At 65.1% G+C, this 14,766-nt stretch carries 13 protein-coding genes; 3 read left to right on the plus strand and 10 right to left on the minus strand.

From position 1 onward, the window contains the following. Positions 1–20: 20 nt before the first annotated feature. The 6 genes from ACW9UL_RS00445 to zur form a co-directional block, all read right to left on the minus strand. On the minus strand, positions 21–689 hold the full coding sequence (locus tag ACW9UL_RS00445) for a methionine ABC transporter permease (RefSeq protein ID WP_021443438.1): 669 nt from the start codon (positions 687–689) through the stop codon (positions 21–23). Next, positions 689–1,696, minus strand: coding sequence for a methionine ABC transporter ATP-binding protein (locus ACW9UL_RS00450; protein WP_457788489.1), 1,008 nt, complete (start codon positions 1,694–1,696; stop codon positions 689–691). The genes ACW9UL_RS00445 and ACW9UL_RS00450 overlap by 1 nt, the downstream gene beginning before the upstream one ends. Before the next feature lie 191 nt (positions 1,697–1,887). Then, entirely contained in the window at positions 1,888–2,721 is an 834-nt protein-coding gene (locus tag ACW9UL_RS00455) for a PA5502 family lipoprotein (RefSeq protein ID WP_457788490.1), read from the minus strand. Between the two features lie 122 nt (positions 2,722–2,843). Next, the gene (gene znuB / locus ACW9UL_RS00460) at positions 2,844–3,632 is read right to left on the minus strand and encodes a zinc ABC transporter permease subunit ZnuB (protein WP_021444556.1); all 789 of its coding nucleotides are present in this window, start codon (positions 3,630–3,632) and stop codon (positions 2,844–2,846) included. After that, positions 3,632–4,420 carry a zinc ABC transporter ATP-binding protein ZnuC gene (gene znuC, locus ACW9UL_RS00465; protein WP_021444555.1) on the minus strand — a complete coding sequence of 263 codons (789 nt, stop codon included), beginning with the start codon at positions 4,418–4,420 and terminating at the stop codon, positions 3,632–3,634. The genes znuB and znuC overlap by 1 nt, the downstream gene beginning before the upstream one ends. After that, the gene (zur, locus tag ACW9UL_RS00470) at positions 4,417–4,902 is read right to left on the minus strand and encodes a zinc uptake transcriptional repressor Zur (RefSeq protein ID WP_457788491.1); all 486 of its coding nucleotides are present in this window, start codon (positions 4,900–4,902) and stop codon (positions 4,417–4,419) included. Before zur ends, znuC begins: the two co-directional genes overlap by 4 nt. A gap of 66 nt (positions 4,903–4,968) precedes the next feature. On the opposite strand from zur, the gene znuA reads away from it, so the two are divergent. The 3 genes from znuA (at position 4,969) to ACW9UL_RS00485 (ending at position 8,532) form a co-directional block, all read left to right on the plus strand. Then, on the plus strand, positions 4,969–5,931 hold the full coding sequence (gene znuA, locus ACW9UL_RS00475; RefSeq protein WP_457788492.1) for a zinc ABC transporter substrate-binding protein ZnuA: 963 nt from the start codon (positions 4,969–4,971) through the stop codon (positions 5,929–5,931). Between the two features lie 175 nt (positions 5,932–6,106). Beyond that, positions 6,107–7,354 (plus strand): MFS transporter, encoded by a 1,248-nt coding sequence (locus tag ACW9UL_RS00480; RefSeq protein WP_457788493.1) that lies wholly within the window; start codon positions 6,107–6,109, stop codon positions 7,352–7,354. Between the two features lie 185 nt (positions 7,355–7,539). Further along, a complete protein-coding gene (locus tag ACW9UL_RS00485) occupies positions 7,540–8,532 on the plus strand; it encodes a formylglycine-generating enzyme family protein (protein WP_457788494.1) in 993 nt (330 codons plus the stop codon). Positions 8,533–8,566: 34 nt separating this feature from the next. Here the strand turns inward: ACW9UL_RS00485 and ACW9UL_RS00490 are convergent, their stop codons facing one another. From ACW9UL_RS00490 to ACW9UL_RS00505, 4 genes are all read right to left on the minus strand, one after another. Then, positions 8,567–11,158 carry a LysM peptidoglycan-binding domain-containing protein gene (locus tag ACW9UL_RS00490; RefSeq protein WP_457788495.1) on the minus strand — a complete coding sequence of 864 codons (2,592 nt, stop codon included), beginning with the start codon at positions 11,156–11,158 and terminating at the stop codon, positions 8,567–8,569. Next, positions 11,133–11,969, minus strand: a complete 837-nt coding sequence (locus ACW9UL_RS00495; protein WP_021445986.1) for a DUF4123 domain-containing protein — start codon at positions 11,967–11,969, stop codon at positions 11,133–11,135. The genes ACW9UL_RS00490 and ACW9UL_RS00495 overlap by 26 nt, the downstream gene beginning before the upstream one ends. 5 nt (positions 11,970–11,974) lie before the next feature. Further along, the gene (locus ACW9UL_RS00500) at positions 11,975–14,026 is read right to left on the minus strand and encodes a type VI secretion system Vgr family protein (protein WP_457788496.1); all 2,052 of its coding nucleotides are present in this window, start codon (positions 14,024–14,026) and stop codon (positions 11,975–11,977) included. A 168-nt stretch (positions 14,027–14,194) separates the two neighbouring features. After that, positions 14,195–14,713: an Hcp family type VI secretion system effector gene (locus ACW9UL_RS00505; protein ID WP_003241180.1), complete on the minus strand. Its 519-nt coding sequence runs from the start codon at positions 14,711–14,713 to the stop codon at positions 14,195–14,197. Between the last annotated feature and the right edge of the window lie 53 nt (positions 14,714–14,766).

Below are 14,766 nucleotides of genomic sequence, written 5' to 3' on the forward strand. Positions count from 1 at the left end.
CGAGTCGCCGCTTTTCATCATTACTTGCGAGAAAAATGTACGACGAGGCGATCACCGACCATCTGCAGCACCTGCACCAGGATCAGCAGGAGGATCACGGTCACCGCCATCACGTCCGGCTGGTAGCGTTGGTAGCCGTAGCGCACCGCCAGGTCGCCGAGGCCGCCGCCGCCGATCAGGCCGCTCATGGCGGTGTAGGAGACCAGGGTGATGGCGGTGACGGTGGCCGCCGCCAGCAGGCCGGGCAGGGCCTCGGGCAGCAGCGCGCGGGTGATGATCTGCCAGGTGCTGGCGCCCATGGCCTGGGTCGCCTCGATGATGCCGCGCTCCACTTCGCGCAGGGCGGTTTCCACCAGACGGGCGAAGAACGGCGTGGCGCCCACCACCAGCGGCGGGATGGCGCCGGCCACGCCCAGCGAGGTGCCGACCAGCAGCTCGGTGAGCGGGATCATCAGGATCAAGAGGATGACGAAGGGCACCGAGCGCAGGATGTTCACCACCAGCGACAGCGCGCCGTAGAGCGCCTTCTGTTCGAACAGCTGGCGCGGGCCGGTGAGAAACAGCAGCACGCCGAGCGGCAGGCCGAGCAGCACGGTGAACAGCATGGAGCCGAGCAGCATGTTCAGGGTGTCGAGGCTGGCCTGCCAGATTTCCGGCCAGAACACGTTGGGCAGCAGTTGTTCGAGCATCAGCGCAGTACCTCCAGATGCACCTCGGCGACGCCGAAGCGCGCCAGCGCGGCGTCGATGTCGCCACCGGTCAGGGCCAGGGTCAGCTGGCCGTAGGGGGTGTCCTTGATGCGGTCGATGCGCCCGGCGAGGATGCTGTAGTCCACTCCGGTCTCGCGCGCCACGGTACCCAGCAGCGGCGCGTAGGTGGCCTCGCCCTGGAAGGTCAGGCGCAGGATGCGGCCCTGCACATGGGCGAAGTCGTCGTGCTGCTCGGCCTCGTCGACGTGCTCGGACTCCAGCACGAAGCGCCGCGTGGTCGGGTGCTGCGGATGGAGGAACACCTGGGCCACCGGGCCTTCCTCGACGATGACGCCGGCGTCCATCACCGCCACGCGGTCGCAGACGCGACGGATCACGTCCATCTCGTGGGTGATCAGCACTATGGTCAGGCCCAGTTCGCGGTTGATCTCGGCCAGCAGCTGCAGCACGGCGGCGGTGGTCTGCGGGTCGAGGGCGCTGGTGGCCTCGTCGCACAGCAGGATCTTCGGCCGGGTGCTCAGCGCCCGGGCGATGCCGACGCGCTGCTTCTGCCCGCCGGAGAGCTGCGCCGGGTACTTGTTGGCGTGCTCCTGCAGGCCGACGCGGGCCAGCAGCTCGGCGACCCGGGCGTCGATCTCGGCGCGGCTCAGCTCGCCGGCCAGGCGCAGCGGCATGGCGATATTGTCGGCGACGGTCTTCGACGACAGCAGGTTGAAGTGCTGGAAGATCATCCCGACCTGCTGGCGGAAGCGGCGCAGGCCCTGGGCATCGAGGGCGGTGACGTCGACGCCGTCGATCGCGATGCGCCCGCCGGAGGGCTCCTCCAGGCGGTTGATCAGGCGCAGCAGGGTGCTCTTGCCGGCGCCGGAATGGCCGATGATGCCGAACACCTGACCGCGTTCGATCTGCAGCGCGGTCGGCTGCAGTGCGGGAATCTCGCGGCCGGCGACGCGGTAGGCCTTGTGGACGGATTGAAACTGGATCACGCGAACGACCTTTTGGGTATGTTCAAGGGCGGGCTCCACGGTAGGTGAGCCGGCCAGCGGGCGCCGGGTGGGCGCAAAAGGGCGCTAGTCTACCCGGCCGTGTTTAGGCCGAGAAAATCTTTGTTGGCCTATGGTTATTACAAAATCGCATTAAAGAGGCAGGTTTTCCGAACAGTCTAGGCGGCTCACGCTCAGCCGCGCTGCGGGCTGAGCAGCAGGCGCGGCACCTGTTGCGGCACGATCGTCTGGCTCAGCTGCGGGCGAAAGGTCGGGTCGAGCTTCTTGATCCGCGCGCTCAGCAGCGCCGCGACCCAAGGATAGTCCTTGGCCTCGCGCACTTCGATGCGCACGGCGCAGCGGAAGGTCACCACGTCCGCCGCCACGCCATCGAGCAGGCGGCGCAGGTGCTCGTTGTCCTGCTTGTCCAGCATCGGCATGGGCACCGCGCTGCTGGCCGCGGCGGGATCGATCAGGTGCGCCGTGGGCGGCTCGGCGACGGCCGGCGCGGGGGCGGCGAGCTTGGCCGGAACGGCGGCGGCCAGGCGCTCGACTGCCAGGCGCTGCTCGCGCAGTTGCGCCTGACGCTGCGCGTCGAGCTGGGCGGCGGCGTCGCGCGCCTGCTGTTCGGCGGCGGCCTGGCGGGCGTCGCGGGCATTCTCGATGGCCTGCTGCAGATCGCCGCTCAGCGCCGGGGCCTGCGGCAGCAGGCTGCGCGCCTGGCCGAGGGGCTTGGCGGCGCGATCCAGATCGCCCTGCAGCAAGGCTTCGCGGCCCTGCTGCAGATAGGCGTCGGCCAGCTGGCGGCGGTACTGCTCGAGACGGGTGTCGCCGGCGGCGCTGCGCTCGAGGGCGGCGAGCTGGGTCTGGGCATCGTCCAGCCGCTCCTCGGCCAGGCTCAGGTCGAGCTGGCGCAGGGCGAGCACCAGCTCGTCGACCGGAGGCAGCGGCTGCTGTGGGGCCTGCTGGCAGCCAGCGAGGAACAGAACCAGCAGCAGAGGGAAACCACGGAAAACGAACGACTTCATGACAGTGCGTCTCGGATTGTGCAAAAAACGCGCAATCATACAGGGTTGCACCGGCGAATTCACGCCGATCGGCAAGGCTCTGGCCCGGATGGTATCCGGGCTACGCAGGGGCGAGGGCGCTATCAGGCGTTGCGCTTGGGCAGGGCGAAGCTGGCGAGAAACAGTGCGGCGGCGCTGACGACTATGGACGGCCCGGCCGGGGTGTCTTGGAACCAGGACAGGCTGAGCCCGGCGCACACCGCCACCAGGCCAAGCAGGCTGGCGCCCAGGGCCATCTGCTCCGGGGTGCGCGCGTGGCGCTGGGCGGCGGCCGCGGGGATGATCAGCAGCGAGGTGATCAGCAGCACGCCTACTATCTTCATCGCCACGGCGATCACCACGGCGATCAGCAGCATCAGCGCCAGGCGGATGGCCGCCACCGGCAGGCCCTCGACCCGCGCCAGCTCCTCGTGCACGGTGATCGCCAGCAGCGGCCGCCACAGCAGCGCCAGCAGCACCAGCACCAGCGCGCTGCCGCCGAGAATCCAGGCCAGGTCGGCTGGGCCGACGGCGAGCAGGTCGCCGAACAGGTAGCCCATCAGGTCGATGCGCACCTCGTGCATAAAGCTCAGCACCACCAGCCCCAATGACAGGGTGCTATGGGCGAGGATGCCCAGCAGGGTGTCCGAAGCCAGCGGCTGGCGCTGCTGCAAAGTCACCAGCAGCACGGCGAGCAGCACGCAGCCGACCGTCACCGCCAGGGTCGGGCTGACGTCGAGCATCAGGCCGAGGGCCACGCCGAGCAGGGCGGCGTGGGACAGGGTGTCGCCGAAATAGGCCATGCGCCGCCACACCACGAAGGAGCCGAGCGGGCCGGCCACCAGGGCCAGCGCCAGGCCGGCGAGCAGGGCGTTGAGGAGAAAATCGGGCATCAGTGTTTGCAGTCCGGGCCGTGGACGTGGGCCGGGCCGTGGATGGTCAGGCCCGGCTTGACCACGCTGCCGTGCAGGTCGTGGTCATGGTCGTGATGGTGGTGGTAGACGGCCAGGCTCTTGGCGTCCTGGCCGAACAGTTCGATAAAGGCCGGATCGAAGCTGACCTGTTCCGGGTGGCCGGAGCAGCACACATGGCGATTCAGGCAGACCACCTGGTCGGTGGCGCTCATCACCAGGTGCAGGTCGTGCGAGACCATCAGCACGCCGCAGCCGTGGCGCTCGCGCAGGCGCGAGATCAGCCGGTACAGTTCGGCCTGGCCGGCGACGTCGACGCCCTGTACCGGCTCGTCCAGCACCAGCAGTTCGGGCTCGCGCAGCAGCGCGCGGGCCAGCAGCACGCGTTGCAGCTCGCCGCCGGAGATGCCCTGCAGCGGGCTGTCGATCACCTGTTCGGCGCCGACTTCGGCCAGCGCGGCCAGCGCGCGGGTGCGGTCGACCCCCGGCACCAGGCGCAGGAAACGCAGCACCGACAGCGGCAGGGTGGCGTCGACGTGCAGCTTCTGCGGCATGTAGCCGATGCGCAGGCGCGGCTTGCGCCAGACGCTGCCGCGCTCGGCCTGCAGCAGGCCGAGGACGACGCGCACCAGGGTGGTCTTGCCGGCGCCGTTGGGGCCGATCAGGGTGACGATTTCGCCCGGGCGCACGCTCAGATGGGCGTCTTCCAGCACCGCCTGGCCGTTGAAGCTGACGCTCACCTGCTCCAGCCGGATCAGCGCCTCGTTCATGCCTTGTCCTTGCAGCCGGCGCAGAGGCCGACCACTTCCACGGTCTGCGCTTCGACGGCGAAGCCGACGCCGGCGGCGCCCTCGACTATGGCCTGGCTGATGGCCGGCTGTTCCAGCTCGATGGCGGCATGGCAGGCGCGGCAGATCAGGAACTGACCCTGGTGCGCGTGCTCCGGGTGGCTGCAGCCGACGAAGGCGTTGAGCGAGGCGATGCGGTGCACCAGGCCGTTTTCCAGGAGGAAATCCAGCGCCCGGTAGACGGTCGGTGGCGCGGCGCGGCGGCCGTCCTCGTCGCTCAGCACGCCGAGGATGTCGTAGGCGCCGAGCGGCTTGTGGCTGGCCCACACCAGCTCCAGCACGCGCTTGCGCAGGGCGGTCAGGCGCAGGCCCTGGCGCGCGCAGATGGACTCGGCCTCGGCCAGGGCATGGCTGACGCAGCGGGAGTGGTCGTGGGGGCGCGAGGCCAGGGGCGTGTCGGTCATGGGCAAGGACGGCGCGGGCTGGAGACGTTATTATATTACCCGTTCAATCCCGCCCGAGTATGCCCCGTGTCGCGTCTTTTCTGTCTCGTTGCCCTGCTGTTCGTCGCCAATGCCCAGGCCGAGGTGCGCCTGCTCACCAGCATCAAGCCGCTGCAACTGATCGCCGCGGCGGTACAGGACGGCGTCGGCGTGCCCGATGTGCTGCTGCCCCCCGGCGCCTCGCCGCATCACTATGCGCTGCGTCCGTCCGACGTGCGCCGGGTGCGCGAGGCCGACCTGCTGTACTGGATCGGCCCGGACATGGAAGGCTTCCTGCCGCGGGTGCTGGATGGGCGCGGCAAGCCGGACGTGGCGGTGCAGGAACTGCCCGGCCTGAGCCTGCGTCATTTCGGCGACAGCCATGCTGAGCACGAGCACGAGCACGAGCACGAGCACGAGCACGAGCATGACGAGCATGGCCATGATCAGGCGGACGACGGCCTGGGTCACGATCACGACCATCGCCCCGGCAGCCTCGACGCCCACCTCTGGCTGCTGCCGGCCAACGCCCGGGTGATCGCCGCGCGCATGGCCGCCGACCTGGCCAATCTCGACGCCGCCAATGCTGCGCGCTACGCCGCCAACCTGCAGGCCTTCGAAGCCCGTCTGGATGCACTGGATGGCCGTATCCGCCCGCAGCTGGCGAGCATCGCCGACAAGCCCTATTTCGTCTTCCACGAGGCCTACGACTACTTCGAGGCCGCCTACGGGCTCAAGCACGCCGGCGTGTTCAGCGTGCTCGGCGAGGTGCAACCCGGCGCCCGCCACGTCGCCGCCATGCGCCAGCGCCTGCAGCAGGCCGGTCCCAGCTGCGTGTTCAGCGAGCCGCCGCTGCGCCCGCGCCTGGCGGAAACCCTTACCGCCGGCCTGCCGGTGAAACTGGCCGAGCTGGATGCGCTCGGCGGCGAGCTGCCGGTGAGCGCCACGGGCTACGAGCAACTCCTGGAAAACCTGGCCAATGGCCTGACGGAGTGTCTGGGTAGTCTGTAACACGAGTCTCGCTCTGCTTCCGGGTGAGGTCCTCATAATTCGTAGCGCCCTCTCGCGGCGGTGCGCGTGGGAGGGCTTTAGCCGCGACCAGCCGGGCTACGAACTGTAACCACCCGTACGTTGCCGCTCGCAGTCGCTAACCACTAGGCTTGCGCTTTTGTCGCGAGCGCCCGCCATGTCGCCATCCGCACCTCGCCCGTCCAACGCCACGCTGGTGCTGCTGGCCTCGCTCTATTGCGCGCAGGGCCTGCCGTCCGGGTTGATCGCCCACTCGCTGCCGGTGCTGCTGCGCCAGCACGGCGTCGACCTGGCGCTGATCGGCCTGCTCAAACTGCTGGCGCTGCCCTGGCTGCTCAAGGTGTTCTGGGCGCCCTGGATCGACCGCCTGGCTTCACCGCGCTTGGGCCATCACCGCGGCTGGATTCTGCCGCTGCAGGCAGGCGTGATCCTCTGCGTGGCTGCGTTAGCCACGTTGGCGCCGCAGACCCTGTTCGGCTCAGGCCTGTGGCTGCTGCTGGGCCTGCTGCTGACGATCAATCTGCTGGCGTCCACCCAGGACATCGCCACCGACGGCCTTACCGTGCGCCTGCTGCCCGAGCGCTGGCGCGGCCTGGGCAACAGCCTGCAGGTGGGCGGCTACAAGGTCGGCATGATCGTCAGCGGCAGCGGCCTGCTGCTGGTGATCGACCCGCTGGGCTGGAACCTTGCCGTTGGTCTGCTGGCCGGGCTGATTCTGCTGATGACCGTGCCGATCTGGCTGTTCCCCGAGCGCCGGGTATTGCCCTTCCAGCCAGCATTGGCGGAAAGCGCACTGGGCCCGCGTCTGCTGCTCGAGCACTACCGCGGCCTGCTGGCGCAACCCGGCATGCTGCTGTGGCTGGCAGTGGTGCTGACCTTCAAGCTGGGCGACTCGCTCGGCTCGCCGATGATCAAGCCGATGCTGGTGGACCAGGGCTGGAGCACCGCGGCGCTCGGTCAACTGACCCTGATCAGCAGCCTGGCCGGCATCGCCGGCGCCCTGCTCGGCGGCCTGCTCTACGCCCGCATCGGCGTGCTGCGCGCGCTGATCCTGTTCGGTGCCCTGCAGGCTCTCGGCATCGCCGCCCTGGCACTGCTGGTGGGGCAGGGCGGCAATATCGGACTGGTCTACGCCGTGACCCTGTTCGAGCAGGTGGCCGACGGCATGTCCACCGTCGCCCTGTTCGCCGCCATGATGCGCATGTGCCGCCCCGAACACGAAGGCGCCGATTTCACCCTGCAGGCCTCGGCGCAGTTGCTGCTGTCCGGCTTCGTCGGGGCCAGCAGCGGGGTGTTGGCCAAGGTGTTGGGGTATGAGGGGTTGTTCATCGGGGCGGGGGTGTTGGGTTTGCTGGTGCTGACGGTGGTTTTCATGCATGCGAGTTGGTCGCGACGGGGCCTCTAGAACCAGGTCACGAATAGGGCGTCAGAGACAAATCCATGCTTCGTATGACAGGGCGCACAGAGCACGGGCGTGAACCTGGCGTTGCCCGCCTGGCGGTAGGTATTGTCTGAGCCCTGCCGATAAAGCCAATTTCCCTGGCTGGCCTGTTAGGCTAAGCCGCCGATCTGATTGACAAGGACGTTGCCATGTATCGTCGACTGATACTTCCTCTTATCGCTCCGCTGCTGGTGGTGGGTTGCCAGGCGCAGTCGCAGCCCCTGCCGAAAAGCGAAAAGCTCAGCCCGGAGAAGGTTGCGGCCATCGCCGAGCGAATCGACTCGCAGTACGCCAAGCTATCCGCCGAGCTGCGCAGCCAGGTGCTCACTACAGTGGTGCGCTCGCTGGATGAGATGGTGTTTATCGAAGGGGGCGAGTTCGAGATGGGCGACTTCGGCGCGCCCTGCGATTTCGATCAGACCAATATGGGCACCTGGCCCTATGGCTACGAGCCGGATGAGCTGTGTCCGATTACCCCCAAGTTCCACGATGACTATCTGCATCAGGTGCGTTTGAGTAGTTACTACCTGGCGAGTTACCAAACTCGGCTGGGAGATTTCGATTTATTCCGTACCAGCCAGGGACTACCTTTGTTCGATGTGGAGTATCGAGATAGGAGAGATTTAGCTGGCGAATTTGATCCGAACAAGCCTGCTCCACCCAAAGAATGGCAAGAGGCCAAAGACTATTGTCTGTGGTTGGGGCAGCTCAGTGGCTATCCAGTGGGCTTGCCGACTGAGGCACAGTGGGAATATGCCGCCCGTAATCGTGGACAGTACGTACAATTCCCTACGGATACGGGAAGCCTGGACTATGGGCGTAATATTCCTCGTGATGAAGACACCGACATACATCCCGTTGGACAGTTCGCTCCGAATCCACTGGGCCTATATGATATGGCTGGTAACGCCACCGACTGGGTCAATGACTGGTATGACCCTGATTACTACAGAAATTCGCCTGCTGATAATCCACAAGGGCCAACTACAGGCGCCCAGAAGATTCGTCGAGGGTCAAACTATTTTGAGTCAGGTTGGCAGTCTGCGAATACAGTTCGACGCTGGGCAGATAAGCCAGAGCAGGACGGATATTATCCAGGAACCAGTTTCCGCTGCGCTATTCAGCTCGACCATGAACTTTAAGAGACAAGGGCTCCCTATTGGGAGCCCTTGCTTTTTAGGCTAGCCCGTCGAACTGCCCACTGGATCTTGCCGCGATCAGAACGTCGCGCTTGCGCCATGCGTCTGTGGGTGTCCAAGCCAGCATCACAGTCGGGCTGGAGTCCATTGAGCCCGGTAGACCGCGTACGGCCAGTTGCTCGATAAATTGATTGAACTCCTGCTGCTGCCGTCCATCGAGCAGACGGTTAAGACGATTGAGGCTTTCCATTGCATTGACCTTGGCGCCATTCGGTGAACAATGTTCCATTGCCTCTATGAATTGACGCCAGCGGCGATAAAGGTGGCTGAGTAGCAGGACGATCGCTTTTTCTTGGTATTCCTGAAAGCTTTCCACATAGCTTTCACTAAGCACATACAGCATTGGGCCGACGGTTTGCGGTGGAAGTTTATCTAGAGGTAAGCGCTTGCCATTTATCAGTACGGCGCGATTAGTCAGAAGATAGCGGGCTAGGTTTTCTGCCTCGACCATGGAGGCGCTACGCCTCCTCCACCAAATGGACATCTTTTGAGCACCATTTTCAAACGCCTGGATTGCAGCAGTACCAGGTGCGCTTGCCACTTGATACAAACCCCAAGCCATATAGTTAAAAGCCTCCTGAGAAACCCCCAGCAGATATCGATAATCCACATCAGCCAGTGCTTCACACACCAGCTTCAGCAGTGCGTAGGTTTTCTCCAGATCCACCACGGTCGAGAAGCCACCGCTGGCCCCGGGACCGAATACCAGGCGGCCTTTGCAGTTCACGGCGAGTCGGTCGCTGGCGATGGTGATACCGAACTCGCCACCAATACCGGCACCGAAGGCCGCGCTGGCCTCGGCCTTGATTTCGGCCAGGCTGCTCCATCTGCTACCAGCGTTGGACTGACCGCTGACAATGGCGCCACGCCCCTGTTCGGAAGGGTCGACCCACTGCAGTGCACCGCTCAATGCGCCACCTGCCTGGGCACCGGCGAAGGCATCGCCTTTCAGGCCGATATTGCCGCCGCGGCTGGGGGCGATATGAGGTGAGCCGAGCAGCGCCGTGGCGCCCCCCGCGGCTTCGTCGCCGGGCTTGTAGCGCACGCTGACGCCCGCCGAGGCCTGGGCATGGGCACCGACGAAACAGGACAGCTCCACTTTTCCTTGCAGACGTATGACGCCCAGCGGGCAATCGACCTCGCGCCCTTCCGCGTTGCGGTAGCGCAGGCGCAGTGGGTAGCCGCCTTGGGAGGGGAAGAAGCTGGTGAGCGAAACCGAGCCTTCCGCCAGCGAGAACGCGGCACTGCCCTTGGCGCCGACTTCGATATTGCCCTGGGCTGGATTCCAGTTGTTCACGCCGGCACTGGCGCTGGCAGCAAAGCGCAGGGCATGGGCTTCCGATGAGACGGCGTAGGGGGCGGAGTCATCCGGGTTGCTGGTCCAGTTGGTCTCTTTGTGCAGGGCGTTGAGTAGGTTGTCTTCCTTGCTCGTCCAGCCGACCAGCTTGGCTTCCAATGCGCCGATTGGGCTGGCTTTGCGGCCTTCGCCAATTCCCTTGCGGATATCGTCGAGCAAATCCTTGGCCAATTGACTGCCGAAGGGTTTGCCTGCCAGTACGGTGCTGCGCACCTTGAGTTTCCAGTCCACCTGCTCGTGGTAGCGGGTGCTGATGTAATAGCGTCGGTCCGGTTGGCTGAACAGCACGACTTCGACGACGGTGACACCACTTCGGCGTCTTGTACCTCGTTCTCTTTCGCCGCTGCGGCCACCTCCGTGAGCCAGATCCGGGCGGGTGCCGCTGCCCAGGGTGCTGCTGTCATCCGGCTTGCTCGATAGCCGTCCACGTAGAGTGACGATCTCTGCATCCAGCTCGGCCAGCTTCTTCTGCCGCAGTGCTCGCCAGTTGCTTTCCATCAGGTTGCCGGTGGCGTGAGAAGAGTTGAACCAGGGGGTATAGGATGCGTACCAGTTGCGCGCATCCTGCAGAGTGCGCAGCTGGCCCTGGATGTCTTCCGCGGAGGTCAGCAGGGGGATTTCGTTCTCCTGCGGAGGAGGGGACAGCAGTAGAAGGCCGGCCTGTTCGGCTTTTTCGTTCCAGGCCTGTTTGATGCAGCGGCTGCAGTCGCATGCGTTGCCCTGGGTGCGTTCCTTCAGGCATTCGATGCGTTCTTTGGCCTGGGCCAGCTTCTGCTGCAATTCGTCCATCAATGCCTGTACACGCTGGATTTCGCGCTTCAGTGCCTGGGCTTGTGGTTCGGTCAGCACGTAGTAGTGGGCGTCGCCTGTGATATGCACCACATCGACCAACTCGTCGTTGCATTGGCTGGCACACTGCGCCTGCGCGCTGCTGGGGTCGTTGGCGTGCTGGGCAGGGGGTAACTGTCTTGCCCCGCCAGCGGAGGGCGCCGCTGCGGGCGTTTCATTGGCCGCAGCCTGGGCGGGGAGTTTGAGCTTCCAGCCGGGCTGAATGATGTTCGGGTCGCGAATTATCGGATTGATTCGCTGCAGCTCAGCCATTGTGGTGGCGTGTTGTTGGGCGACTCCGCTGAGGGTATCGCCGCGTTGCACGATGTAAGTCTTGCCGCTCGACATGTCCTTGTCCCTAGCCCGAAAGGCTTTCCAGTTCATCCAGTTTTGCGCCTGTCGTCAGATCCTGGCGCGCCAGGACTGTTCGTGCAGGCTCTGATTTCCAGAATCCCGTGCCATGGCTCAGGGTCAGTCGCAGCCAGCGTTCGTATTGGGCTTTCTGGGTAATGCCGATGTCGTAGGCAGCAAGCAACTGTTGTTGCACGAAGTCTTCGGGAGGCGAGGCTTCGATCACCGCGGCGTAGTCATCGGCCATCTGTGCGGCGATCAGCCGTAGTCGCGCCTTCTCCATCTCTCGCTGTCGTTGTTGACCCAACCATAGCCAGCCGGGCTGTTGCAGCCTGCCGTCCCACGGTTGTGGGCGAGAGGCGTAGCGCCAGCCCAGTTCGTTGCGCCAGGCCAACCCGGAAAACGGGCCAAAGAATGCCTGCCGCTCTCCAGCGCTCAGGGTTTCCAGAAGCGGCTCGATCCAGCGTGGTTCGAAGAAGCGCATCAACTGGTCGGGGCGCTCTTCCGTGCGGACGCAAAGCAGGCTTTGGCAATGTGTAACCGCGGCATTCCAGTGTTGCAGGTCATCCAGATAGAGCAGGCAGCCCGCGTCGCTTTGGGCCAGCAGGGCGTGGGCGTACTCGCTCCACGGATCGTCTGTCGAGCTGATCACCAGCGCTGGGCCCTGCTCGCTCAGGGCCCGATAGGGCGTATCCAGAAAAAGCGGCGCCCATTGTGGCGTGCCCTCTGGCGCTAGCTGATAAAGCCACCTTGGCATATCCGGGTCGGCGGTAGCTTCGAGGATCACGCAGCGAAGGTGTGTATCCGGTGCCTGCTCGAACGGGGAGGGGATCGGGTTCGCCATGTCGCTCATCCGTGATTGTGGATCATGCATTTCCCGCTGGCGTCGAACTCGCAACCAGAGGCAGGCAGCAGGTGTCCGGCTAGGGCCTGGTCGCGGTAGTTGCTGGTGACCATACCGGCTTTATCCGCATCCGCCGGCTTCGCCGCCCCCGGCAGTATCGGCGCCGCCCCCGAGCCGCTGCCCGGTGCGCCTCCGGAGTTGATCTTTATCACCGGGCCGACCAGGGTGATGCCGCCGCCGTCGAGTTTGATAAAGCTGCCGCCGCCCTTGAGGGTCAGTTCGCTGCCTGCCTCCAACACCACCTTGAGCCCGCTGGATAGGTGGATCTCGCTGCCGGCCTGGATGAACTGGCCGTTGCCCAGCTTGATGTGCTGGCTGTCGTCGACGGTGAGGTGGTCGTTGGCCTTGATCTCGGTCTTGCGGTCGGCGTGGGTGGTGCGGTGTTCTTCGGCCTTGAAGTGGCTGTAGGCATTGGCCTCGACGATGTCGTGGCGTTCGTTGCCGACGCGTATCTTCTGGTCGTGCTCGATGTTCTCGTCCCAGTCGCGCTGGGCGTGGAGGTAGATCTGCTCGGCGCCCTTGCGATCCTCGATGCGCAGTTCGTTGTAGCCACCGCCGCCGGGGCTGCTCAGGGTCTTGAATATGCTGCGGGTCTTGTTCGCTGGCAGGTCGTAGGGCACCACATGTTCGGCGTGGTACAGGCAACCGGTGACCAGGGGCTGGTCGGGGTCGCCTTCGAGGAAGGTGACCAGCACTTCCATGCCGATACGCGGGATGGTGATGGCGCCGTAGCGATCACCGGCCCAGCTGGAGCTGACCCGCAGCCAGCAGCTGGTTTTCTCGTCCGCTTGGCCTTCGCGATCCCAGAAGAATTGCACCTTCACTCGACCATATTCGTCGCAGTGGATTTCCTCGCCGACAGGTCCCGTGACCACGGCGCTCTGGCTGCCGAGTATGCGCGGCTTGGGGTGGGCCAACTGGGGACGGTAGGGCACGTTCCAGGGCGTGGCGGTGAAGCGGTTGCGGTAGCCCTGGGTGAAGCCGTCGGCAGGCTGGGTGTCGCTGGTCACCGACTCTTCCAGCACCTGCGGCTGCTTGCCTTCGTGCAGCACTTCGGTGAGCAGCCAGAGCTGGTTCCACGCCTCGCGCGGATGGCCTTCCAGGTCGAGGAAGTGGCCGCTGACCAGGGTCGGCGAGTCGCCGTCGCCCTGGGCCAGTTCGAAGTCGTGGCGGTGGCGCTCCAAGGCGCGCTTGGCCAGGTGCTTGCCGCGTTCGCGGTCGGTATAGCGGCCCGGGTAGTCGTAGTCTTCCAGCTTGGGTTGGGCATCGCCGTCGGCCTTGGCTTCCAGCTGCAGGCGCGGTTTCTCGAAGTCGTAGTCGCGGCGGGTGACCTGGCTGGTGCGGGTTTCCACGCGCACGCCGAAATGCTTGATCACCGGGTCGTCGGCCACCAGGCCGCTGTCCTGCTGGTAGGCCAGCGGTGCCAGGCGCGGGAACACGGTCTGGTCGTCGCCGAAGCACAGTACATGGCCTTCGCTGCTGTGCTGGAAGTGGTAGTGGATGCCTTCTTCCTCGCACAGGCGCTGGACGAAGTGCAGGTCGCTCTCGTCGTACTGCACGCAGTATTCACGCTCGGGGTAGAGCGAGCCGAGCTGGAACTGGTAGGCGTCAGCCTGGATGCCGTGTTCCTCCAGCACCTGGCCGATGATCTGCTCCACCGTCAGGTGCTGGAAGATGCGCTGGTTGGTGCGGTGCGCCAGGTAGGCCAATTGCGGCACCAGGGTCAGGCGGTAGCGCGTCATGCGCTTGCCGGATTCGCCCTGGGCGATGCGGTGGATCAGGCCGTGGATGCCGTCTCCATTGGGGCTGAAGGCGAGGAAGGCGCGCTGGTGCAGCAGGCTCTCCAGATCGAGGTCGGGGCGTTCGCCGATCAGTTCCACGTCGAAGGCGTAAGGCTGGCTGATCGCCTCGCACCCTTTGAACTCGAGCACCTGCAGGTCGTGTTCGACACCGTCGATGCTGAGGCTGAAATGGGTCTGGTTGGCCTGGGCGAACATTCGTTGTTCCTCTCGATCATTCCATGATGGGCGCGCGGCGCGCTCCAGGTTGTAACCGAATCGGCCGCCGCGCGCTGGCAACGGTCGAGGTTTTCGGCAGGCAGCCTGCCGAAACGCAGCGGCCAGGACGATGCCTGGCCGCTGCGGTGACGCGGACGCGATCCCGGCTTAGGCGGAGATCGGGGTACGCCAGTCGTCGGAGCCGGAAGTGCCGGAGACTTCGTGGGTCCAGACGATCTTGCGGTAGGTGAAGTAGACGTCTTCCAGGTGGGTGAAGTGCGCCATGTTCGGGTCCTGGCAGTTCGGCATGCGCGACTGCACGTCGACGATCACCGCGTCTTCCAGTTCGATGGTGAAGTAGTGCTCCTGGGTACCGGTGGAGGAGGTGCGGTACCACTCCAGACGGCACTTGTTCAGACGCTCGCCGGAGGTCAGGGCGTTGAAGATCAGCGGCGAGGACTTGTCGAAGACCTTGGTGATCATCAGCGGCTTGTGCACGCGCTGGCCGGTCGGTTGGCCGGACTGCGGGTCGCGCGGGATGATGACCTGGTGGTTGTAGGCTTGCACCAGAATCTGGTCTTCATGACCTTCCTGGAAAATATTGCCGACCGAGTCCTCGGTGAAGGTACCAGCGGTGATCAGACCTTGTTTGGTGCCTTCGAGGGACAGATACGCGGGTGTTGGCATGAGTGCTCTCCTTGCCTGGGTCATGGATCGTGATCGATCCGGGAGTCAGGCTC

Source organism: Pseudomonas sp. PL-6 (assembly GCF_054110165.1).

What these genes read in the sequence shown, in the direction of transcription:
- ACW9UL_RS00445 (WP_021443438.1), bottom strand. Translation starts at nt 689, where the DNA reads ATGCTCGAACAACTGCTGCCCAACGTGTTCTGGCCGGAAATCTGGCAG.
- ACW9UL_RS00455 (WP_457788490.1), bottom strand. Translation starts at nt 2,721, where the DNA reads ATGAAGTCGTTCGTTTTCCGTGGTTTCCCTCTGCTGCTGGTTCTGTTC.
- znuB (WP_021444556.1), bottom strand. Translation starts at nt 3,632, where the DNA reads ATGCCCGATTTTCTCCTCAACGCCCTGCTCGCCGGCCTGGCGCTGGCC.
- znuC (WP_021444555.1), bottom strand. Translation starts at nt 4,420, where the DNA reads ATGAACGAGGCGCTGATCCGGCTGGAGCAGGTGAGCGTCAGCTTCAAC.
- zur (WP_457788491.1), bottom strand. Translation starts at nt 4,902, where the DNA reads ATGACCGACACGCCCCTGGCCTCGCGCCCCCACGACCACTCCCGCTGC.
- ACW9UL_RS00480 (WP_457788493.1), top strand. Translation starts at nt 6,107, where the DNA reads ATGTCGCCATCCGCACCTCGCCCGTCCAACGCCACGCTGGTGCTGCTG.
- ACW9UL_RS00485 (WP_457788494.1), top strand. Translation starts at nt 7,540, where the DNA reads ATGTATCGTCGACTGATACTTCCTCTTATCGCTCCGCTGCTGGTGGTG.
- ACW9UL_RS00490 (WP_457788495.1), bottom strand. Translation starts at nt 11,158, where the DNA reads ATGAACTGGAAAGCCTTTCGGGCTAGGGACAAGGACATGTCGAGCGGC.
- ACW9UL_RS00495 (WP_021445986.1), bottom strand. Translation starts at nt 11,969, where the DNA reads ATGGCGAACCCGATCCCCTCCCCGTTCGAGCAGGCACCGGATACACAC.
- ACW9UL_RS00500 (WP_457788496.1), bottom strand. Translation starts at nt 14,026, where the DNA reads ATGTTCGCCCAGGCCAACCAGACCCATTTCAGCCTCAGCATCGACGGT.
- ACW9UL_RS00505 (WP_003241180.1), bottom strand. Translation starts at nt 14,713, where the DNA reads ATGCCAACACCCGCGTATCTGTCCCTCGAAGGCACCAAACAAGGTCTG.